The sequence below is a fragment of the Actinomadura latina NBRC 106108 genome (assembly GCF_001552195.1).
GTDB classification, from domain to species: Bacteria; Actinomycetota; Actinomycetes; order Streptosporangiales; family Streptosporangiaceae; genus Spirillospora; species Spirillospora latina.
In genome coordinates, this window is sequence record NZ_BCQS01000040.1 from 47732 (window position 1) to 67082 (window position 19351).

At 70.0% G+C, this 19351-nt stretch carries 22 protein-coding genes and 1 pseudogene; 15 read left to right on the forward strand and 8 right to left on the reverse strand.

All coding sequences use genetic code 11. From position 1 onward, the window contains the following. Positions 1-66 precede the first annotated feature (66 nt). The 11 genes from AL2_RS33235 to AL2_RS33280 all read left to right on the forward strand — a co-directional run bounded on the left by AL2_RS33235 (position 67) and on the right by AL2_RS33280 (position 12061). The gene (locus AL2_RS33235; RefSeq protein WP_067640767.1) at positions 67-2880 is read left to right on the forward strand and encodes a helix-turn-helix transcriptional regulator; all 2814 of its coding nucleotides are present in this window, start codon (positions 67-69) and stop codon (positions 2878-2880) included. A gap of 143 nt (positions 2881-3023) precedes the next feature. Beyond that, positions 3024-3938, forward strand: a complete 915-nt coding sequence (locus tag AL2_RS33240; protein ID WP_067640769.1) for a helix-turn-helix domain-containing protein — start codon at positions 3024-3026, stop codon at positions 3936-3938. A 147-nt stretch (positions 3939-4085) separates the two neighbouring features. Then, positions 4086-4769, forward strand: a complete 684-nt coding sequence (locus AL2_RS33245) for a response regulator transcription factor (protein WP_067640770.1) — start codon at positions 4086-4088, stop codon at positions 4767-4769. Between the two features lie 100 nt (positions 4770-4869). Then, a complete protein-coding gene (locus AL2_RS33250) occupies positions 4870-5283 on the forward strand; it encodes a peptidase inhibitor family I36 protein (RefSeq protein WP_083947157.1) in 414 nt (137 codons plus the stop codon). Continuing rightward, on the forward strand, positions 5276-6211 hold the full coding sequence (locus tag AL2_RS36925; protein ID WP_083947158.1) for a hypothetical protein: 936 nt from the start codon (positions 5276-5278) through the stop codon (positions 6209-6211). The genes AL2_RS33250 and AL2_RS36925 overlap by 8 nt, the downstream gene beginning before the upstream one ends. Continuing rightward, positions 6208-7476 carry a peptidoglycan-binding domain-containing protein gene (locus AL2_RS33255; protein ID WP_083947159.1) on the forward strand — a complete coding sequence of 423 codons (1269 nt, stop codon included), beginning with the start codon at positions 6208-6210 and terminating at the stop codon, positions 7474-7476. The genes AL2_RS36925 and AL2_RS33255 overlap by 4 nt, the downstream gene beginning before the upstream one ends. Then, positions 7473-8243: an ABC transporter ATP-binding protein gene (locus AL2_RS33260; RefSeq protein ID WP_157438525.1), complete on the forward strand. Its 771-nt coding sequence runs from the start codon at positions 7473-7475 to the stop codon at positions 8241-8243. The genes AL2_RS33255 and AL2_RS33260 overlap by 4 nt, the downstream gene beginning before the upstream one ends. After that, entirely contained in the window at positions 8240-9490 is a 1251-nt protein-coding gene (locus AL2_RS33265) for an ABC transporter permease (protein WP_067640776.1), read from the forward strand. Before AL2_RS33260 ends, AL2_RS33265 begins: the two co-directional genes overlap by 4 nt. Before the next feature lie 113 nt (positions 9491-9603). Continuing rightward, complete coding sequence (locus AL2_RS33270; protein ID WP_067640778.1) at positions 9604-11148, forward strand: AMP-binding protein; 1545 nt, start codon at positions 9604-9606, stop codon at positions 11146-11148. 14 nt (positions 11149-11162) lie between these two features. After that, entirely contained in the window at positions 11163-11387 is a 225-nt protein-coding gene (locus AL2_RS38210) for a phosphopantetheine-binding protein (RefSeq protein ID WP_168444705.1), read from the forward strand. Between the two features lie 23 nt (positions 11388-11410). Beyond that, a complete protein-coding gene (locus tag AL2_RS33280; protein WP_067640782.1) occupies positions 11411-12061 on the forward strand; it encodes a GNAT family N-acetyltransferase in 651 nt (216 codons plus the stop codon). An 84-nt stretch (positions 12062-12145) separates the two neighbouring features. On the opposite strand, the gene AL2_RS37855 is transcribed toward AL2_RS33280, so the two are convergent. The 5 genes from AL2_RS37855 to AL2_RS33305 form a co-directional block, all read right to left on the reverse strand. Then, the gene (locus tag AL2_RS37855; protein ID WP_376741326.1) at positions 12146-12433 is read right to left on the reverse strand and encodes a response regulator transcription factor; all 288 of its coding nucleotides are present in this window, start codon (positions 12431-12433) and stop codon (positions 12146-12148) included. A gap of 188 nt (positions 12434-12621) precedes the next feature. Further along, positions 12622-13035, reverse strand: a complete 414-nt coding sequence (locus AL2_RS33290; protein WP_157438527.1) for a hypothetical protein — start codon at positions 13033-13035, stop codon at positions 12622-12624. A 76-nt stretch (positions 13036-13111) separates the two neighbouring features. Beyond that, positions 13112-14026 (reverse strand): class I SAM-dependent methyltransferase, encoded by a 915-nt coding sequence (locus AL2_RS33295; protein ID WP_067640786.1) that lies wholly within the window; start codon positions 14024-14026, stop codon positions 13112-13114. Positions 14027-14297: 271 nt separating this feature from the next. After that, a complete protein-coding gene (locus tag AL2_RS33300; protein ID WP_067640788.1) occupies positions 14298-15857 on the reverse strand; it encodes a phytoene desaturase family protein in 1560 nt (519 codons plus the stop codon). 62 nt (positions 15858-15919) lie between these two features. Further along, positions 15920-16543, reverse strand: a complete 624-nt coding sequence (locus tag AL2_RS33305; RefSeq protein WP_067640790.1) for a TetR/AcrR family transcriptional regulator — start codon at positions 16541-16543, stop codon at positions 15920-15922. Positions 16544-16607: 64 nt separating this feature from the next. Between AL2_RS33305 and AL2_RS38845 the strand changes: the two genes are divergently transcribed. The 4 genes and pseudogenes from AL2_RS38845 (at position 16608) to AL2_RS33315 (ending at position 17682) form a co-directional block, all read left to right on the forward strand. Beyond that, on the forward strand, positions 16608-16769 hold the full coding sequence (locus AL2_RS38845; protein ID WP_210748314.1) for a hypothetical protein: 162 nt from the start codon (positions 16608-16610) through the stop codon (positions 16767-16769). A 9-nt stretch (positions 16770-16778) separates the two neighbouring features. Continuing rightward, positions 16779-16970, forward strand: a pseudogene (locus AL2_RS40200) (DUF2834 domain-containing protein); the annotation flags it as partial. 88 nt (positions 16971-17058) lie between these two features. Beyond that, on the forward strand, positions 17059-17406 hold the full coding sequence (locus AL2_RS33310; RefSeq protein ID WP_067640792.1) for an MmcQ/YjbR family DNA-binding protein: 348 nt from the start codon (positions 17059-17061) through the stop codon (positions 17404-17406). 69 nt (positions 17407-17475) lie between these two features. Further along, positions 17476-17682: an SDR family oxidoreductase gene (locus AL2_RS33315; protein WP_067640794.1), complete on the forward strand. Its 207-nt coding sequence runs from the start codon at positions 17476-17478 to the stop codon at positions 17680-17682. A 333-nt stretch (positions 17683-18015) separates the two neighbouring features. Here AL2_RS33315 and AL2_RS38855 read toward each other — a convergent pair whose 3' ends face one another. From AL2_RS38855 to AL2_RS33325, 3 genes are all read right to left on the reverse strand, one after another. Further along, complete coding sequence (locus AL2_RS38855) at positions 18016-18285, reverse strand: integrase core domain-containing protein (RefSeq protein WP_218003740.1); 270 nt, start codon at positions 18283-18285, stop codon at positions 18016-18018. Then, positions 18282-18878, reverse strand: a complete 597-nt coding sequence (locus AL2_RS38860) for a helix-turn-helix domain-containing protein (protein WP_210748315.1) — start codon at positions 18876-18878, stop codon at positions 18282-18284. The genes AL2_RS38855 and AL2_RS38860 overlap by 4 nt, the downstream gene beginning before the upstream one ends. A 125-nt stretch (positions 18879-19003) precedes the next feature. Continuing rightward, a partial coding sequence (locus AL2_RS33325; protein ID WP_281181647.1) for a group II intron maturase-specific domain-containing protein occupies positions 19004-19351 on the reverse strand: 348 nt, incomplete at its 5' end.

Below are 19351 nucleotides of genomic sequence, written 5' to 3' on the forward strand. Positions count from 1 at the left end.
CCGTTGAATCACTTTACTGTCCGGAGGACATAAACAAGATCACCGTGTCGATCCCGGGGTGGCCGTATGCCCGTCCATGACCCGCACCACGTCGACGACGCAGGCCGGGAGACGCCGTTCGTCGGCCGGGAACGCGAGCTGGCCCGCCTGCGGGCAGGGCTGGAGCGAGTCCGCGCGGGTGACTCGCGGCTGGTGTCGATCGACGGACCGGCGGGCATGGGCAAGACGGCGCTGATCCGGCGCTTCCTCGCGAGGGCCGAGGACGTGCTCGTCCTCTGCGCGAGCGGTGAGGACAGCGAATCGCTGCTGCCGTACGGCATCGTGGCTCAGCTCGTCCCTCAGCTCGCTCCCCAGTTCGCCGCGCCGCGCGATGGCGCCGTGCCCGATCCGCCGGTGGTGGGATCCGCTCTACTGGACGTCCTCTGCGGCCTCCAGGACGACCACGTCGTCGCGGTCGTCATCGACAACGCCCACTGGGCGGACCTGCCCTCGCTGGACGCGCTCGTCTTCACCGTCAGGCGGCTGCGCACCGCTCGTGTCCTCATGGTCGTCATCACCACCGACGCCGCCGACTCGCGGTTGCCGGAAGGGCTGCGCCGGATGCTGGCCGACGACGAGACAACGCGGATGCCGCTTGCCGGAATCGGCACGGCCGAACTGCGCGAGCTGAGCGGCCGGCTGGGCGCACGGGTGCTCGCCCAGCGCTCCGCCATCCGGCTGCACGAGCACACCGACGGAAACCCGCTGCACGCCCGTGCCCTGCTGGAGCGGGTCCCGGCCGACGTGCTCGATGACCCGTACGCGCCGCTGCCCGCTCCTCGCTCCTACGACTCGCTGGTGCTCGAACGGTTCGCGGAGTGCCCGTCCGAGGGGCGCCTTCTCATCGAGGCGGCGTCCGTGCTGGGCCGGTCCTGCACCTTGCACGAGGCCGCCGTGCTGAGCGAGACCGCGGAGCCGTTGCACGCGGCCGAGCAGGCGGTGCGGACCGGACTGCTCGCAGAACGGCCCACGGCGGGCGGCCTTGAGCTCAGCTTCCCGCACCCGCTCGTCCAGGCGGCGGTCTACCAGCTCCTCGGACCCGCCCGGCGCGCCGGCCTGCACCTGCGGGCGAGCGAGGTGGTGCCCGACGGCCCGGCCCGGCTGGGCCACCGGCTCCGGGCGGTGGCCCAGCCGGACGACCGCCTGGCCGCCGAGTTCGCCGGCCTGGCCCGGCGCGACGCCGCCCGGGGGCGGTGGGCGGAGGCCGCCGGCCACATGATGTCGGCGGCACGGTTGTCCACCAGCGGCGGCGAACGGGTCCGGCGTACGGCGGAGGCCGTCGGGATGCTGCTGGACGACGGGCAGGTCGCAGCGGCGAGAACGCTCGCGGGCGAACTGGCCGAGGACGCCGATCCGGTGGCCCTCGGGTACGCGCGCGGAGCGATCGCCGCCGTCTCCGGCAGGCCGCGCGAGGCGGACGCCTGGCTCACCGGCGCGTGGCCGCACTGCGATCCGCGGGCCGAACCGGACATGGCCGCCCGCGTCGCCGAACAGCTGGCCTTCAGCCGGTTCATGCAGGGCAGATGTGCCGACGCCACCGCCTGGGCCGAACGCGCCGCGGCGTTGGCACCGCATCGTCCGGGCGCCGACCTCGTCCGGTCCCTCCGCCTGCGCCGCCTCGCGGCCTCCGGCAGGCGCGGTGAAGGACCGCGGCCCACCGCCCGCCCGGAGCCGGCGGCTCCGGCGAACATCGGCGGGCGGGACGCGCCGCTCGGCTGCGGCCTGCTCCTCGCCTACTCCGGTGACCTCGAACGAGCCGTCGTCGAACTCAACGCGGAAGTGGACGCCTCTCCGCGCCGGTCGGTGCGGTACCGGCTCGCGGCCCGGGCCGCCCTCGGCTGGGTCGAGTTCCAGCGCGGCGACTGGGACGCCGCCGCCCGTCACGCGAACGCGGCGGTCTCGGCCGCCCTGGACGCGGAGCAGACATGGTACGAGCCGATGGCACGCGCCCTTGCCGTGCTCGTCGCGGCCGCCCGGGGCGAGTGGGACGGCGCCGCGGCGCACGTCCAGGCGGCCGTCAGGGCCGCCGGGCGCGCCGGGGGCATCAGCGCCCTGGCCGCGGCGGCCGCGCAGGCTCACCTCGCCCTCGCACGCGGTGACCGCGGGCCGGTGCCGATCCCCCTGGGGCCGACGACCCGGTCCGGCTCGCCCTGGCATGAGTACGTCATCGAAGTGCTCCTCGCCGAGGGGCGCATCCGGCAGGCCGAGGACGCCCTCGTCACGTACGAGAGGTTCGGAGCCGCGCACGAGAGCCACTTCGTCCTCGCCTCGGCGGCGCGCCTTCGCGGCAATCTCCTCGCTGCTCAAGGCGACACTGTGGGGTGCCATGCGGAGGGCGGTTCCCAGCGAAGGGCCAAGGGCGCCGGCAACGGTGCCGAGGCCGCGTACCAGAGCGGATTGGGACATGCCTCCCTGGCGCCCGTCCCGTTCGTCCAGGCCCGCCTGGAGTTGGACTACGGCAGGTTCCTGCGGCGCAACGGGAGGAGCGACCTTGCCGCCGTGCACATCGAGACCGCGCACACCGTCTTCGAGCGGCTCGGCGCACGGCCCTACCTGCAACGCTGCGACAGGGAACTCGGCCGGCGCGGCCACTGGCCGGTGCAGCCCACCGCACCGCGCGCGGCGCGGCTCACCCGGCAGGAGCAGGCCGTCGCCCAGTTGGCCGCCAGCGGGCTGACCAACCGCCAGGTCGCCGGCGAACTGGTCCTCAGCGTCAAGACGATCGAATACCACCTCAGCAACGCCTACTCGAAGCTGGGCGTCGCCGGCCGCACCGGCCTTGCGGCGCTCCTGGCCGAGCATTCCTCCCCCGGGGCCCCAGGGTCCCTGGGGAAGTGGTGAGGGTCCCTGCCGAAGGAAGTCCCGGAAACCCTGGGGCCCTGCCCTGATGTACCAACACCGCCCGTTCTCCTAATCTCGATTACAGCAAACGCTGGCACGGTTGAGAATCAGAGAAGTTCTTCGGCGGTTGAAGGAGCCCAGACATGTTGGTCCGGCATTTCGACTTTCCCGCGGCGAAGTGGGAGGCGGCACTCTCCTGGCCGCATCCGCGATTGCGAGCGGAAGTGCACGCCTATCTCGGCTTCCGGCTCGGAACGGGATCGGCATTGCCGTGGCAGGAAATTCCCGGCGGCGCGGTGACCCTTCTGATCGGACTCGACCAACGACATCCGGTGTGGTGCAGCGGGCTGGACGACGCCACCACGCGGACGCCCTACACGTCATTCGTCTCGGGGCTGAGCACCCGGTCCTCCTGGGTCGTCGAACCGGCTGACGGCGCGCACTGCGTCGCGGTGGTCATGGCGCCGTGGGCGGCTTTCGCGATCTTCGGCACGGCGATGAACGAGCTGACCGGAAAGATCGTCGATCCGGCCGACCTCCCGGGCGACCGCGTGCGGCGCCTCGCCGGCGCGCTGGCTGCGCGGCCCGACTGGGAACAGCGGTTCCGGCTGCTCGACGAGGTCCTGGGGGAATGGATCGGCGGGGCCGACGCCTGGTCCACGCGGGTGGTGCGGGCGCATGGCGCACTGATCCGCACGGTCGGCGCGGGAGGAAGCATCCCCGTCCAGCGGCTGGCGGCGGAGGCAGGATGGAGACCACGGCAACTGGAATACCGTTTCATAGAACAAATCGGCGTATCGCCCAAGGCCATGGCACGGATAGTTCGCTTCCGCCGTGCCGCGCTCATGCTCGCCGACGGACTGCGCCCGGCGAACACGTCCACGAACTGCGGTTTCAGCGACCAGGCGCATCTGACCCGCGAATTCAAGGCCATGGCGGGCTTCACTCCGAATCGGTTCCGTCAGAAGGCGGAGCTCGCCGCGGCCGGGTCGCCCATTTACACCGCTTCGTACGCGGCCGCGCGACGCACAAAGACCCTCATGCTTCCTGCGGCCTGACCGAAACCGGTCATGCGCCCTGCGCGTCCGCTGCGTATCCATGCAAGACGCTCCCGGCCGTTACCGGCAGATTGGCGCGAGCGGCCCACGCCCGTCCTGAACGGAACGTGGAACGGCCATTTCAGAGTGATACCAGCGGGGACCAGTATGCAGATCTTGCTGGCCGGCGCCGATGGCCCGAGCGGTGAATCCTTGGCGACCGGACTCAAACAGCACGGACATGACGTCGACCTGGTGCGCACGGGCGCCGAGGTGCTGGCACGGCTCGACCGGACCGAGTTCGTCCTCTTCGATCTGCTGCTTCCGGATCTCGAAGGATGCGAACTGTGCCGACGCGTCCGGGCCCGGTCGGCCGTACCGATGATCGCCTTCGGGGATGCGGACGCCCAGCTCGACAGGGTGCTCGTCCTCCGCGCCGGCGCGGACGACTGCGTCGTCAAACCCGTCTGGCTCCACGAGCTGGCCGCACGCATCGAAGCGGTGAGGCGACGGACCGAAGGGGCCCGGAGCGGAAGCGCGCCGTACCGCCTGGGGACGCTCAGCGTCGATGCGCTGCGACGCTGGGTGACGATCGATGGCGCCCAGGTCCGGCTCACACGCAAGGAGTTCGAACTGCTCGCCCTCCTGGCCGAGGCCCAAGGGGCGGTCGTTACGAGGGATTCGATTCTCGCCCAGGTGTGGGGCGACAACTGGTACGGGTCCACGCGCACGCTCGACGTTCACATCGGCGCCCTCCGCACGAAGCTCGGTGACAAACGGTGGATCGAGACGGTACGCGGAGTCGGCTTTCGCCTCGCCGTACCCCAAGGGGAACGTAAAGAAATCGTGTAGGCAGACTTGCCGATGTGCTTGAACAGCCCTGCTTCTTTACGCCGCGGAGGCATGTCAGATTGTCAATTGTCAGAGCAGGTCGGTCAGGAAAGGGATCGCAATGTCACTGAGAAGGCTGGGCATGGCCTCCGGCGCCGCGGTTGGCATCACCGTCGCGCTCGGAATCAAGACCTCGACCGCGCACGCCGCCCCGAACTACGACTGTGACCGCGGCGAAGTCTGCCTCTTCGAGAACAACAACTACAACGAGAACAACACCAACCACGTCTACCAGTGGACGGGCAGCGACGGCGACTACACGAACAACGTCTGGTACAACAGCACCGACGGCCTCGACAACGAGGCGAGTTCCGTCAAGAACAACGGTGGCGGGAGCTACAACGTCACCCTCTACCAGCACACCAGCGGCGGCGGCGCCAACACGACGTACGCGCCCGGAACATCGGACCCTTCCCTGTCGAACAACAACATCGGGGACAACCGGGCGAGCTCTCACTACTGGACTCATGTCTAGCACGACCGGGGTGCGGGGCCGCGGGCGGCAGGCGCTGCGTGCGGCCCTCGCGCCGGCTGTGCTGCTGGCGTCCGTGACTCTGGCGGGCTGCGCGGCCGGAGGCGGCGGAACGGCCGGCGGCGAGCCCGCCATCGGCCCGCCCCCGGTCGTCCGGGACGGGACGCAGATCAAGCTTCCGCTCGATGCCTACATCCCCGGAGAGGGAATTCTCGGCAAGGCGAACGACCTCCTGCTGCGGGACTGCGTGCGGCGGTACGGCTTCTCGCTCGGAACCGCTGCTCAGCCGAAACCGCGGCCCAGGAACGAACGGCGCTATGGAATCGTCGACGCGGAGCTGGCGGCTCGGGAAGGTTATGGCTCGCCGCCGGAACTGAAGGCGGGCGCGGCCGGTCAGCAGCGGCAACTCGCCGTCTCGAATCCTCCTCCCACCGAGGTCCTCTACGGCCGTGCGAGTGATTCTCCGCGACAGAAGATCCGGAACTATGCGGGGAAGCCCGTGTCGGACGGCGGATGCGTCGGCGAGGTGCGGGCGCGGCTCTTTTCGGGCGCTCCCGCCCACGCGGACATCAAGCTCGGAGAGAGGCTCGCCAATCAGGCTCACGCCCAGGCCGAACACGACAGCAGGGTCACCAAGGTGTGGGCGCTGTGGAGCAATTGCATGTCCAAGTCGGGTTATTCGTACAAGACCCCCTGGGACGCGCACGACGATCCGCGGTGGCAGGGCGATTCGGCGAGCCCACGTGAAATCCGCACCGCCCGAGCGGATATCGCCTGCCGGAACGAGACCAATATGGTGGGCATCTGGATGGCCGTGGAGTCGGCCTACCAGCGCCGGCTCCTGGAGACGAACTCCTTGGCCCTCGCGGAGACCAGGAAGCTCCTCGACACGCTGCAGCGCAACGTGGCCGACGTGATGGCGGGCCGATGAAGACGGCACCCGATCCCGCGCGCCGGCGTCGGGCGCTCGCCGGGCTGGTCGCCGGCGCAGTGGTGCTGGCGGTGGCGGGGTCGGGTGCCTCGACGCTGGTCAAGTCGCCGCAGCAGGTTGCGGCGGAGGCGGAGCCGCCGGTCGCCTCGGTGCTCTCGGCACTCGTGGAACGGCGGGTGCTGCGCGAGACGGTCGTCCTGCGCGGCACCGTCGCCCCCGGCAAGACGATCAAAGTGCCCGCACCCGAGGTCGATGCGGGCAGAGCCGTGATCACACGAGCCGCGGTGCGGAAGGGGCAGCGGATCCACGCGGGCAGCGTCGTGGCCGAGGTCTCGGGGCGCCCGGTCATCGCGCTGCCGGGCCGGATCCCCCCGTATCGCGACGTCAAGCAGGGCGCGAAGGGGCCTGACGTCCGCCAGTTGCGGTCGGCGCTGAGTGATCTCGGCTATCGGGTCGGTGACCGGTCCGGGGTCTTCGGGGCGTCGGCCGCGGCGGCGGTGAAGCGGCTCTACTCCGACAGGGGCTACGACCCGCCCACGGACGTGAAGGCGCCGGCGGACGCTCCTCCCGACCGTCCCGGGGACGGCACCGAAGAGGAGGACCGAGGACGACGGTCCGAGCCGGAGAGGCGGGCGTACCTGAGCGCGGGTGAGGTGCTGTTCATTCCGAAGTTCCCGACCCGCGTGGTGGACGTGAAGGCGCACTTGGGGGATCCGGCGAAGGGGACGATCCTCGAACTGTCCGCCGAAGACCTCGTGGCGCGCGGCTCGTTGTCGGCCGCCGACCATGAACTGGTCAAAGCCGGGATGCGGGTGACCGTCCTCGCCGAAGAGACCGGTGCGAAGGCCACGGGCAGGGTCACGTCGATCGGCGGGTTCGCCGGCAGCGGGGGCGCCGGTGAGGACAGCGGAGACGGCGGAGGCGGCGAGGACGGCGGAGGCGGCGAGGACGGCGCCGAACGCGCAGTCCAGCCGGGGTACCCGATCGAGGTCAGGGGGGTCAAGCCGCTGCCGCAGCGGTTCACGGGGCGCGACGTCCGGTTGACGATCGAGACGGCGTCGACCGGCGGGCCGGTGCTGGTGGTGCCCTCATCGGCGATCTACGCGAGCGCGGACCAGTCGACGCAGGTGATCAAACTGCTGGCCGACGGGCGGCGGGAACGGGTCTCGGTGCGCACCGGGGCCGCCGGGGGCGGGTTCGTGGAGGTGGCGCCGACCGGATCCGCCCGGTTGGCGCCGGACGACCGCGTGGTGGTTGGCAAGTGACGTCGGCCGAGCCTCCGGAGAGCACCGAGCCCGCCCCGGTCATCGAGGTCGCCCCGGTCATCGAGTTCGCCGGGGTCGGGAAACGGTATCCGGGCCCGCCGCCGGTCACCGCGTTGCATCCCGCGGACCTGGTGATCCGGCGAGGCGAGTACTCGGCGGTCCTCGGGCCGTCGGGGGCGGGCAAGTCGACGTTCCTGAACGTCACCGGCCTGCTGGACCGGCCGAGTGAGGGCGTGTACAGGCTGGACGGGATCGACACGGCAGCCTTGAGCGAACGAGATCGCACGGCGCTGCGCGGGCGGCGGATCGGGTTCGTCTTTCAGTCCTTCCATCTGCTGCCGCACCGCTCGGCCCTGGAGAACGTGATGCTGTCGATGCTCTACACCGGTGTGCCGCGCGGCAAGAGGCGCGCACGGGCCGCCGCGACGTTGGACCGGGTGGGCCTGGCGCGGCGGGCGCAGGCGCCGGCCGGCGTGTTGTCGGGCGGTGAACGCCAGCGGGTGGCGATCGCACGGGCTCTGGTCAACCGGCCGAGCCTGCTGCTGTGCGACGAACCGACCGGCAATCTCGACACCGCGACGGCGGGCACGGTGCTGGAGCTGATCGGCGAACTGCACGCGGACGGCTTCACGGTGGTGGTGGTCACGCACGATCCGGGTGTGGCCGCGGACGCCCAGCGGGCGGTGGTGATCCGGGACGGCGTGCTCGCCGAGGCGGACCCGCGGACTCTGGCTTCGGGCGTCGCGCAGGTGGGTGAGGGCGGATGAGGCCGGGGCGCCGGCACCGGAAGGCGGTGCGGCCGACCCGGCTGGCGGTCCGGGACGCCGCGGACGAGGCGGTGGCGGCGATCCTGGCCCGTCCGGCGCGGGCCGCGTTGACGGTGCTGGGGACGGTGCTGGGAGTGGCGGCGTTCGTCGCGGTGCTCGGGTTGACGGCGACCACGTCCGGGCAGATCTCCAAGCGCTTCACCGCCCTGGCGGCCACCGAGGTGGTCGTGGAGGACGCTCCGGCCGACCCGGCACTGGCCGACCCCGCGTTCCCGCCCGGCACCGAGTCGCGGCTGACCGGGCTGAACGGTGTACTGGCGGCGGGCGTCCACTGGCAGGCCACGCTCGGGTCGAAGACCGAGATCAGCGCGCGGCCTCCCTCGATCCGGCGTGAGCCCGGCGAATCCCTCACCGTGGTCGCCGCCTCGCCCGGCTACCTGGAGGCGATCCACGCGACGGTCGGCGCCGGCCGCCTGTACGACGCGTTCCACCAGAAGGAGCGGCAGCGTGTCGCCCTCCTGGGGAAGGCCGCCGCGCACCGGCTGGGGATCGTCCGGCTCGACCACCAGCCGGCGGTCTTCATCGGCGACACGGGCCTGACCGTGATCGGCATCATCGAGGACGTCCGGCGCCAGCCCGAGACTCTCCTGTCGGTGCTCGTGCCGTCCGCGACGGCGACCACCCTGTGGGGTGAGCCGGGGAGCCGGGAAGGGCAGCCGCCCAAGGTGCTCATCGAGACCCGGCTCGGCGCGGCCCAGCTGATCGGCGACCAGGCCGCCCTGGCCATCCGGCCGGATCAGCCGGGACGGTTCAAGGTGACCGTCCCGCCCGACCCGAAACAGCTCAGGGAACAGGTCGACACCGACCTCGGCGGCCTTTTCCTGGCACTCGCCGGAATCTGCCTCGTCATCGGAGCGGTCGGCATTGCCAACACCACCCTTGTGGCCGTCCTCGAACGAACAGCGGAAATCGGGTTACGCCGATCCCTCGGCGCTCGCGGACGCCATGTCGCGGCCCAGTTCCTGTCCGAATCGGCTGCTCTCGGACTGCTCGGCGGGCTCATCGGGACCTGCGCCGGAGTTGCCACGGTAGTGGCAGTCGCCATCGCCCGGCAATGGACTCCCGTCCTCGAGCCGTTGACCGTTCTGCCCGCCCCCTTCGTCGGGGCCGCCACGGGCCTGCTCGCGGGGCTCTACCCGGCCTGGCGCGCCTCCAAGATCGAGCCGGCCGAAGCACTCCGCCGCTGAGGGCGATCGATTATCCCGGGCCTGCGCATTTATTCAATACATTACCCCGTGCCCATGGCAGATTCATTGGTGAACGTGATCGCAGTCTGTTTTCTGGTGACCGGGAGGTGGAGATGACGGTGACCTTTCTGTCCCGACAGGGGCAGGTCACGTGGAGCCGTGATCAAATAGAAGATATGTCTGCCGAGCTGGCATCTCGCCTGATAGCGCGGCATGGCGAATCCGATTTCCTCGTCGCGGTGGTCGGGGATACTTCGCCGGAGAGTGCGGTTCTCGCTCGGGCGGCACTCGTCGCCGGAATCCAGATCACCTTTCTCGGCATGGCCGGCCACTCGCCGGGAATGATGGCCTCGCTGCGCGACCGACTGGATCGGCTCCAGCCGGATATCATCGTCGGCCCGGGTCAGGAAATACGCGGCCTCGCCGCCGGGGCGCAGCGAGTCGCCATCGAGGATCTGCTCGATCCGCCCCTGCGGGAGCGTTCTCGCCGAGGTGCCCACGACGGTTTCGAGCCGGCGCGGTTCAGGCTGGTGCAGTTCACGAGCGGAACGACCGGCCACCCGAGTCCCGTCACGATCTCCCGCGACGCGCTCGAGGCCAACCTCAAGGCGCTGCGCCGCCGGTTCCAGGCGTCGGCCGACGACTCGATCTTCTCGTGGCTGCCGCTGAACCACGACATGGGCCTCGTCGGCACCGTGCTGCTTTCCGACCATCTCTCGTGCCGTCTCACCTTCTGCGCACCGAGTACGTTCCTGGCGCATCCCAGCATGTGGGAGCAGTGGCTCACGGAGGCGCGGCCGACCTCCATTCCCGCGCCCAACAGCGGGTGGTCGCTCCTCTCCTACCGGGCGGGCGGACGCGACCGGCGGGCCATGCGCCGCGCCCTGGAATCGATGCGGGTGGCCATCATCGGCGCGGAGCCCGTGGATCCGGTCCTCTGCGAGCGCCTGGTGGAGGGGCCGGCGCGGCTGCTGCCCGCCGGCAGCCTCGTCCCGGCGTACGGGCTGGCAGAGGCGACCCTGGCGGTGAGCGCCGAGCCCCCCGGCACCGCACCCGTCATCGTCGACGTCCCGGGAACGGACGAATCGAGCCGGGACTCCCGGGTGGTCTCTGCGGGCATTCCCCTGGAAGGCCTGTCGGTGAGCATCCGCGACGGCGATCGGGAACTCGGAGATCTCGAGATCGGTGAGATAACCGTGCGCGGCGCATCCCTTGCGGACGAATACCGGGCCGAGCCTGGAGGCCTCGCGACCGGGGACGAGGGTTTCACGATGGGGTCCCGCCTGTTCGTCACGGGCCGGCGAAAGGACCTCATCAAAGTTCACGGCCGCCGTGTCTTCCCTCACGAGATCGAGCGCGCCGCCGAGGCGTCCGGCCTGGTCCGGCGCGGCCGGACGGTCGCCTTCTCGATCCCGTCCCCGCCGCCGGAGCGGTCGGTCCTGCTCGTCGAGCCCGCCGGCGGCGCACGATCACACCACCGGGAAATGGAGGATCGGTTGAGGAGCCTCGTGCTCCAATGCCTGGGCGTACGACTCGACATCATCAGCGTTGTAGAACCGGGCTCCATTCCCAAAACGACATCCGGCAAGCTGAAGAGAAACGATGCCCGATCGCACTTCCTGGCCGGCGAAACCAACGTTGCGAGGTCCCGATGCTGACCCGAGTCCGCCTCATGGAGGTCATCTCCGAACTGATCGACCACCCCCTCGACGAGCAGAGCCGCTCGCTGCCCTGGCCGGAACTCGGTGTCGACTCGGTCAACGCCACGGAGCTCCTCATCCATCTGGAGGAGGCACTCCCCACGGTGGATGCGCGAGGAATCGAGGCGGCGCTCTATCTGTCCAGTACTCCGAATGAACTGGCTGCTCGCCTGGCCGAGCTGGGTAGGGCCCAATGACACATGACCTTTCGCGATCGGGAATGCTGGCCCGGCAGATCACCTTCCGCGGGAAGAGGGTGGTTCTCCGGCCGGTCGAGCCGACCGACTACGACTTCATCCTCCAGCTGTCGACGAGCTCAAGCATCACCTATCGATGGCGTACGCGCGGCACCACGCCGAGCCCACCGGACTTCCAGGTGATGTTGTGGCGCGGGGTGTTGTGCCAGTTCCTGATCGAGCGGTCGAGCGACGGAGAACCACTCGGCCTCATCAGCGCCTACAACGCCGACTTCCGCAATCAGACGACCTATCTCGCGATACTCATGCGGGACCATCACGGCGGGGCGATCTGGACCTTCGACGCCATCGCGCTCTTCCTCAATTACCTTTTTGCGAACTTCAACCTCCGGAAGATCTACGCCGAGACGTCCGAACTGAGCTCCTGGACGTTCGCCAGCGGTGCCGGGCGCTACTTCGAGGTCGAGGGCACGCTGCGCGAGCACGAATACTATGGCGGCCGCTACTGGGACACGTATGTCCTCGCCTTCTGGCGGCACGACTGTGAGGCGCTGCTCGAAAAGCTCCTGCCGACCATCATCGCGGGTTCCCCGGCCGACGGCCGCCCCGCTCCATCGCCCGCCGGGCCTCCCCAGGACCCGAGACCTCCCGAGGACCGCACCGAGGCGTCCTGAAGGTGGCGGCGCGAGACACTTCCTGCCCCGTCGGTCCACGGCCGACTCAGGTCAGGCGGCCGTAGTCTCCGGGCGGACCGGAGACTACGGCAGGTGGTCGGTGCCGCCACCGGGGGCGGCGCGGGCCGGGCCCGTCCGGTAGGCGATGACGACGAGTTGCGCCCGGTCGCGGGCCTCCAACTTCGTCATGGCGCGCTGCACGTGAGGGCGGACGGTGAAGGGGCTGAGGAAGATCCGCTCGGCGATCTCCTGGTCGGAGAGGCCGGTCGCGACCAGGGCCACCATCTCGCGTTCGCGCGGGCTGAGCGCGGCGAGCCTCTCGGGGTGATGCGGCGGGGGACAGGGAGTGTCGCCGGCGGCGATCGTACGCACGGCGCGCGGCCGCGTCCCCGGACTGGCGCAGCAGGCCGACCGTGGCCCGCAGGTCGTCGAGCGCAGTGCCGGCGGTCTCGATGAGTTCCCCGAGGCTCTTACGGGTCTGCTCCGGGCGGGAGTCGAGGAGGTGCGCGGCGACCGCGGCTGGATTTGTGGCGGGTGTGGGATCAGAGCGGGGTCGGCGGTCACTGGAACAGAAGGATGCTGATCATGATCACGAACGTCAGCGCCGTGAGGGGAACGAGAGTGAAGATCGCGAGTTGGAGCAGGCAGCCCCGCTGCTTCACCGTGCCGGGAGCTCCGATGCGCCCTGCGAGGTACAGGGCGGCTGGGCCACGGTACTCCAGCTCAGATGGCTGCTCAGGGGTGAGGACCGTGGCGGCGACGCCGATCTGACCACTTCCCTGCGACACGGCAACGTGCACTGGCTTGTCCGCCGGGATTTCGAAGGCCGCCCTTCCCCAACCCTGGTGGTAGTGGGCATCGTCGATACTGACGGTGATGCCAGCCTTGGCGACCACTCCGCGGCGCGTGTGGAGTTGCAGGATCCGCGTGGGGCCGTCGTGGTCGCCGGGGTAAGGGATGGGTGTCTCGCTCATGCTTGCCTTGGCTACCACAGGGCTCTGCTGCCGAACCACCCTGTGCGCCACCATCGGCACACTCCGCCTGGTGCCGTCATGCGCTTGCTGGGGCAGGGCCGGTGAATCGGGCAACGGCCACGCGGCCGTTGCGGAGTGATCGACTGTGCCTGGTGGGTGAATCGAGGCGGTGAGCGAGGTGCAGCAGGTCGACATCCCGCTCGACGGCGAAGCCCTGCGCGGTCAAGAGTCTGGCCATTCGAGCGGGTGTCCACGCCGAGCGCCACGGTTCGTCCGCGGTGGCGGTTTCGACGCGTCCGAGGCGCGAGGCCAGGTTGACCACGGCGCGGCCGAGGCCGGCCGTCAGGGAAGGGGTCTGGTAGTTCACCACCAGCACACTGCCGGCGGCGGATAGGCGCGCCACCGCGGTCGCCGTCGCGGCCACTTCGGCTTTGCGCAGGTAGGGCACCACTCCCTCCCAGACCCAGACGGTCGGTACCGTCCTGTCATGGCCGGCGGCTTTCAGGGCGGCATCCAGGGGCTCGATGGTGAGGTCGACCGGAGCGAACACCAGTTGCCGCGCCACAGGGGTGAGCCCGGCGGCGCGGGTCCGGGCATCAGCCTGGGTGTCGGGGTGGTCCACGGAGAACACCGTCACCGCCTCCAAAGCCGGCAGGCGCCACGGCCTGGTGTCCAGCCCGGCGCCGAGCAGGACCACCTGCATGCCGTCGCGGTCCGCTAATGCGCTGGTCACCGCCTCGTCGATCACCACCGTGCGGGGCACCACGATCTCGGCGCAGGCGCTGACGGATTCCACGGCCCACCGCTCCCGCCCGCCGACCTGTCCGGTGGCGGCTCCGTCCCGTGCCGCGTCCACCGGCTTCAACTCCTCGGGGCCGAGCAGCCGTCCGGCCACCGGATCGCTGAACCGGCCCACAGCCATACGGCCGTCGGCCACCGCACGCCCCTGACACACCAAGATCGCCGTTCGACTGGCTCGGCCCGATTTCATAGCACCCCTCACCGTCACCGTGGCACCTTCCCGCCCCGGCGAAAACCGTACTCCGGCGTGACAGGCGCTTGCGGGCCGGCGAGGTCGACGGGCGCCTCCGCATCGTTACAGCGGATCAGCCTTCCCGGCGGCACCGGACAGGACGTGCGGCCCTCGGCCGATCTCACGCAGCAGAGTCCCTGCGGGCAGATGAGGATGCTCGGATGTAGTGCCGATGAAGATCGCGCGGCCGATGGAGAACGCTGCAGATGGGGCTGGCCAGGGCGTCGTGTCAGCCGTTGGCGAGTACCGCTTGCGCGGCGTTGTAGCCGGGGATGAAGGTGATGCCGGGGCCGCCGTGGCAACCCGCGCTGCCCAGGTAGAGCCCGTCGATGCTGAGCGGCTGGTCGGCGTATCCGTTCGGTCCGGGGCGGTGGGGGCCCATCTGCTCGGGGTGGAGCAGGCCGTGGCAGTAGTCGCCGCCCGGCGCTCCGAACATGGTGCTCATGTGGCGCGGGGTGAAGGTGGTGTGCTTGGTGATGAGCCGGGCGAAGCCGGGTGCGAGCCGGCTGATCTTGTCGATCACACGCTGTCCCATCTCGGTCTTCAGCCGGGCGTAGTCGGCGCGGCCGGCCTCGATCGGGAACCACAGCGAGAACGCTGATGCCGCGTGCTTCCCCGGCGGCGCGAGGCCGGGGTCGTGTGCCGAGGGGATCTGGAACGCGATGGCCGGGTCCGCCGGCACGATCCCGCGACGGCAGTCCTCCCACTGCCGCTGGAGTTCCTCCGGTGTGCTGAACAGGCCGATGGCCGCCTGCATCGCCGGGTCGTCGAGCAGTTCGTAGGGTGCCGCGAACTCCGGCGCGCCGTCCAACGCGAAGTGCATCTGGGCGTAACTGCCGCGGTGGTCGACGCGGGAGAACCGCCGGCGTACGTCGGCGGCCACGGCGCTGGACGAGACCAGGCGGGTGAGTGTCAGGTCGGGGGCGATGCAGGAGACGACGATCGGGGCGTCGAGCGTGGATCCGTCCTCGGTTCGGACGCCCACCACGCGTCCACCGGCGACGCGGATCTCTGTCACTTCGGTACGCAGCCGCAGCTCTCCTCCGGCGGAGGTGAACAGGTCCTGGAGATGCGCGGTGAGCGCTCCGATGCCGCCCCGCGGCTTCTTCATCAAGACCGCGCTCTGGTCGGGGACGGCCAGACCGAAGGCCAGGGCCGCGGCGCTACCCGGCGTCGCCGGGCCGCGGTACGTGGTGTTGACCGCGAGGAAGGCGAGCATCCCCCGCAGCGCACCGTGCTCGTCCTTGTCGGGGAGGTAGCGGTCGAGCACGTCGGTGACCGATCCGAACAGGAGGTCGGTGATGCTGGACCGCTCGAACTCACTGGTCGCGCAGGCGTACATCTCGTCCAGCGTCTTCGGCGGCGACCCGGCGTCGAAGCGCCCCAGCGCCTGGGCCGGTGCCCGGCTCCAGGCCACCAGCTCGGCCATGCCGTTGACGACCTCGGAGCCGTGCACCTCGTTCAGGTGGGTCATCAGCCGCATCGGGTCGGTGTAGTAGACGACCGGGTCGTCGCCGACGCCCCGCAGTGACACCGACATGACGTCCACGTCGACGGTGGGCACCGCGTCCAGGCCGAGCTCGCGGCTGACCGTCGCGGAGGTCGGGAACTGCAGCGAGCCCGCGATCTCGAACTTGTAGCCGTCGAACAGCTCCACGGTGGAGGCCATACCGCCGGCGTACCGCTTGGACTCCAGGCAGACGGTCCTCAGACCTGCCCGCTGCAACAGAGCGGCCGCTGCCAGCCCGTTGTGTCCCGCGCCGATGATGATCGCGTCGCAGCCCTGCATATTGCGCCGCCTCCCCGGTTCCCTTGGCTTCTCCGGGAGGCTGACATGCGCCGCATGTTTCGTCAATAGTGACGAAACATGCCGTGGACCATCCCGCCCTCGATCGAGGAGAGCGCGGAGTGGCACAGCCGGGCCAGCTCGGCCAAGGACCGCTCGTCGCCCAGCATCCAGACCTCCATCGCACCGAAGACGGCGGCGGCGATGCATCGCGCGGTCACCGTGACGGCGAGCCGCTCGGCGAGCGGCGCACCGCCGTCAGCAGCCGTTCCACGGTCTAGCCGCTCGGCGACGGCCTCGGCGAAGTCCGATTCGACCTGGCGGATGTGCTGGACGATTCGGCCAGGGTCGAGCACCTCGGCCCGCAGTGCGGCGATCTGCGTGACGGCCTGCACGTCATAGGGGAAGGCGAAGATCGCCGCCCGCACCGACTCGATGATGGGCTCGTCGTCCGGACGCGCGGCCAGAGCGCTGCGGAACCAGTGCAGACCGGCGTCGTAGTCGGCGAAGAGCAGATCGTGCTTGGAGGTGAAGTGACGGTAGAAGGTCCGCAATGACACCCCGGCATCGGCGGCGATCTGCTCGGCCGAGGTGTTCTCGACGCCCTGGGCAAGGAACCGGACCAGAGCGGCGCGCCGGAGCGCCTCACGGGTGCGTTCGCTGCGCGCCGTCTGCGCCGGCTTGGCCATGCACCAGAACCTATCTGTTTCGACAATATTGACAAAACTGCACGGATGGCGTGACGCTGGCGAGATGCTGTCGCTCCTCGTCCACGCCGTCCTGGGCATTGCGGTCGTCTGGTTCCTGGTCGCGTCCTACCGGGAGATCTTCCGCCGTCCGGCGACAGGTCCCCTGGTCTCGACGCTGGAGTGCGTCTACTACCTCGGCGGCATCGCATCCGTCGCGGTGGGCTAGTACTTCAACATCCGATTCGTGACCGAGTACGCGGACGGCAACGTCAATCCGATCTGGGGCGACGGCAGTTGGGCACAGTACGTCGACCTGATGTTCACCAACCCTGCGGCGAGCTCCGCCAGCCAGAACTACACGATAGGAAACGTGATCCTGCTGCCGCTCATGACGATCATCGACGGCCGCCGCCGCGGCATCGGCCGCCCATGGCTGTGGCCGCCGCCCTGGAGGGGCCGGCGGCCGGACGGTCAGGGCCGCGCGCCCCCGCCATCGAGTCCGAAGGAGTCCCGCTGTGATCACGCTCGACGACATCCGCCGGTTCGCGCTCGCCCTGCCCGAGGTGGAGGAGGTCACGCACTTCCGGCTGCCGAGCTTCAAGGTCCGCAAGAAGCCCTTCGCCGGCGTGGAGAAGGGGGAGGTGACCGCGGTCTTCTCGGTGTCGGAGGAGGAGGCGGCACGGGCCGTCGCCGCCGACTCCGAGGTCTACGAGGAGGTGTGGCGCACCGCCGCCACCAAGATCTTCGTCGGCCTGCGGGTCGACCTGGCGAAGGTCGACGAGGAGCGCGTCCGGGAACTGGTCGAGAACGCCTGGCGCAACAAGGCCCCCAAGAGGGTGGTCGCCGCTTACGACGCCCGGTGACGGGCGGCCGATGACGGGACGGGGGCGGCGGGGCGTCGCCGCCCCCGTCCCGGGGACGGAGGGACGGGCATGGACGGACTGCTGCGGGACAAGGCGGTCCTGGTCTCCGGCGTGGGACCGGGGCTCGGCCGCACGACGGCGCTGCGCTGCGCCCGCGCCGGCGCGGACGTCGTCCTCGCCGCCCGCGCCGTGGACGCGTTCGGGCGCCTGGACGCGCTGGTCAACAACGCCACCGCGGGCATCCTGTGCCGCTCGGAAACTTGGTTCATGTTGTGACCTGGGGTCTCGCTGCGGGGTCACCCCGGCCACGATCCTTCGCTGGCACCGCCACCTGGTCGCCCGCAACTGGACTTACACTGACCGGCGCCGGCCGGGACGTCCACCCACCGGTGTTTCGATCAAGAGGCTGATCGTGCGGATGGCGCGCGAGAATCCAACCTGGGGCCAGGAAGAATCCAGGGCGATCTGGCCCGGCTCGGTCACGCGATCGCCGCCTCCACAGTGTGGGAAATCCTACGCGCCGCCGGCATCGCCCCAGCACCGCGGCGGGAGGGGCCGAGCTGGCGGCAGTTCCTGACCTGCTCATGCCGAAAACCCCATCCATGCAGGTCATGCGGCATGCTGGTACTGGTTGAGGATTCCACCGAGACGTTGGTGTCTTCGTACGTTCAGATCGGCGATCTGGTCGGGGTCAGTGATCGGTGGAGGCAGCGGAGTGCACGGGCGGGCGTTGGAAATGCCCCGGTGCGGCCGGTGCTCGTTGTAGAAGGTCTCGAACTCGCGCAGCGTGTGGAGCAGGTGGCGCTGGTTCCAGATCAGAGCCCGGTCCAGCAGTTCGCGGCGGCAGGTCAGCACCCACCGTTCCATGATTGAGTTCATCCGTGGCATTCGCACCCGGTGAGCACCATCTTGATGCCTGCGTCGGCCAGGACCGCGTCGAACAGCTCAGGGAACTTGCCGTCGCGGTCCCGGATCAACCACCGCGCCCGGCACCCGGCATCCTCCAGATCCATGACCAGGTTCCTTGCAGCCTGCGTCACCCACGCGGCCGTTGGATGAGCGGCCGCGCGCAGGAACGACGCCCATGAGCCGGATGCGCGTTGGGGTGCCGGGTCGATCCCGGCGTCCTTGAGGATCTCCCACACCGTGGAGGCGCCGACCTTCACCCCCAGGACCAGCAGCTCGCCGTGCACCCGCCTGTATCCCCAGCTCGGGTTCTCGTGGACCAGGCGCAGCACCAGCTCGCGGATGGAACGCACGGTCGGAGGCCGGCCCGGCCGTTTCGGCCTGGATCGGGCAGCAGGCTGGCGCCGGACAAGGTCACGTTGCCAACGCAACACCGTCTCCGGACGCACCAGCACTCGCATCCCGCGAAGCGCCTGGGGTGTCAGACGGTGCGGCAACGCTGCCAGTAACGCCCGGTCGAGCCCGGTGAACCGCACCTTCTGCCCGCTCAGCTGACGTTCCAGCACCGTGATCTGTAGGGGTCGGACCGGGGCGCGGTTCCGGGATCTCTCCCGGTCCGTTTCCCCGGCCCGCCCTCCGCACCGGACGTGCGCGTCTCCACGCATCCGGCGCTCCACGGGTTCCCGTCGGGTCACGTGGCGGTGATGGTCGCCGTCGTGTCGCTCGTCCATGGTGTGGGGATCCGGTCCGCGCGCCAGCGGTAGCGGGTGATCTCCACCGACTGGGGGTTGAACAGGATGAGTCCCCGCTCGGCCGGTCGCCGTCCTGGCCTGCCGGTCAGGAAACGCCGGTAGAGCTCCTTCCAGTTGATCCCGGGGTGTCGTTTGGGCAGCCATCGGGTCACCCGCCGCCAGACGAACTGGTCCAGGTAGCGGAAGGTGGCTGCTGACACTCCGTGCCGGAAGTAGTTGCACCATCCCCGCAGCACCGGGTTGAGTCGGCGCAGCAGGTCGGCGAGCGTTCGGTGTCGTGCTCTTTT

Bases quoted from the DNA above. Each gene is read 5' to 3' on its own strand.
- AL2_RS33235 (WP_067640767.1), top strand. From the start codon at position 67: ATGCCCGTCCATGACCCGCACCACGTCGACGACGCAGGCCGGGAGACG.
- AL2_RS33240 (WP_067640769.1), top strand. From the start codon at position 3,024: ATGTTGGTCCGGCATTTCGACTTTCCCGCGGCGAAGTGGGAGGCGGCA.
- AL2_RS33245 (WP_067640770.1), top strand. From the start codon at position 4,086: ATGCAGATCTTGCTGGCCGGCGCCGATGGCCCGAGCGGTGAATCCTTG.
- AL2_RS33250 (WP_083947157.1), top strand. From the start codon at position 4,870: ATGTCACTGAGAAGGCTGGGCATGGCCTCCGGCGCCGCGGTTGGCATC.
- AL2_RS36925 (WP_083947158.1), top strand. From the start codon at position 5,276: ATGTCTAGCACGACCGGGGTGCGGGGCCGCGGGCGGCAGGCGCTGCGT.
- AL2_RS33255 (WP_083947159.1), top strand. From the start codon at position 6,208: ATGAAGACGGCACCCGATCCCGCGCGCCGGCGTCGGGCGCTCGCCGGG.
- AL2_RS33265 (WP_067640776.1), top strand. From the start codon at position 8,240: ATGAGGCCGGGGCGCCGGCACCGGAAGGCGGTGCGGCCGACCCGGCTG.
- AL2_RS33270 (WP_067640778.1), top strand. From the start codon at position 9,604: ATGACGGTGACCTTTCTGTCCCGACAGGGGCAGGTCACGTGGAGCCGT.
- AL2_RS38210 (WP_168444705.1), top strand. From the start codon at position 11,163: ATGGAGGTCATCTCCGAACTGATCGACCACCCCCTCGACGAGCAGAGC.
- AL2_RS33280 (WP_067640782.1), top strand. From the start codon at position 11,411: ATGCTGGCCCGGCAGATCACCTTCCGCGGGAAGAGGGTGGTTCTCCGG.
- AL2_RS33290 (WP_157438527.1), bottom strand. From the start codon at position 13,035: ATGAGCGAGACACCCATCCCTTACCCCGGCGACCACGACGGCCCCACG.
- AL2_RS33295 (WP_067640786.1), bottom strand. From the start codon at position 14,026: ATGAAATCGGGCCGAGCCAGTCGAACGGCGATCTTGGTGTGTCAGGGG.
- AL2_RS33300 (WP_067640788.1), bottom strand. From the start codon at position 15,857: ATGCAGGGCTGCGACGCGATCATCATCGGCGCGGGACACAACGGGCTG.
- AL2_RS33305 (WP_067640790.1), bottom strand. From the start codon at position 16,543: ATGGCCAAGCCGGCGCAGACGGCGCGCAGCGAACGCACCCGTGAGGCG.
- AL2_RS38845 (WP_210748314.1), top strand. From the start codon at position 16,608: ATGCTGTCGCTCCTCGTCCACGCCGTCCTGGGCATTGCGGTCGTCTGG.
- AL2_RS33315 (WP_067640794.1), top strand. From the start codon at position 17,476: ATGGACGGACTGCTGCGGGACAAGGCGGTCCTGGTCTCCGGCGTGGGA.
- AL2_RS38855 (WP_218003740.1), bottom strand. From the start codon at position 18,285: ATGAACTCAATCATGGAACGGTGGGTGCTGACCTGCCGCCGCGAACTG.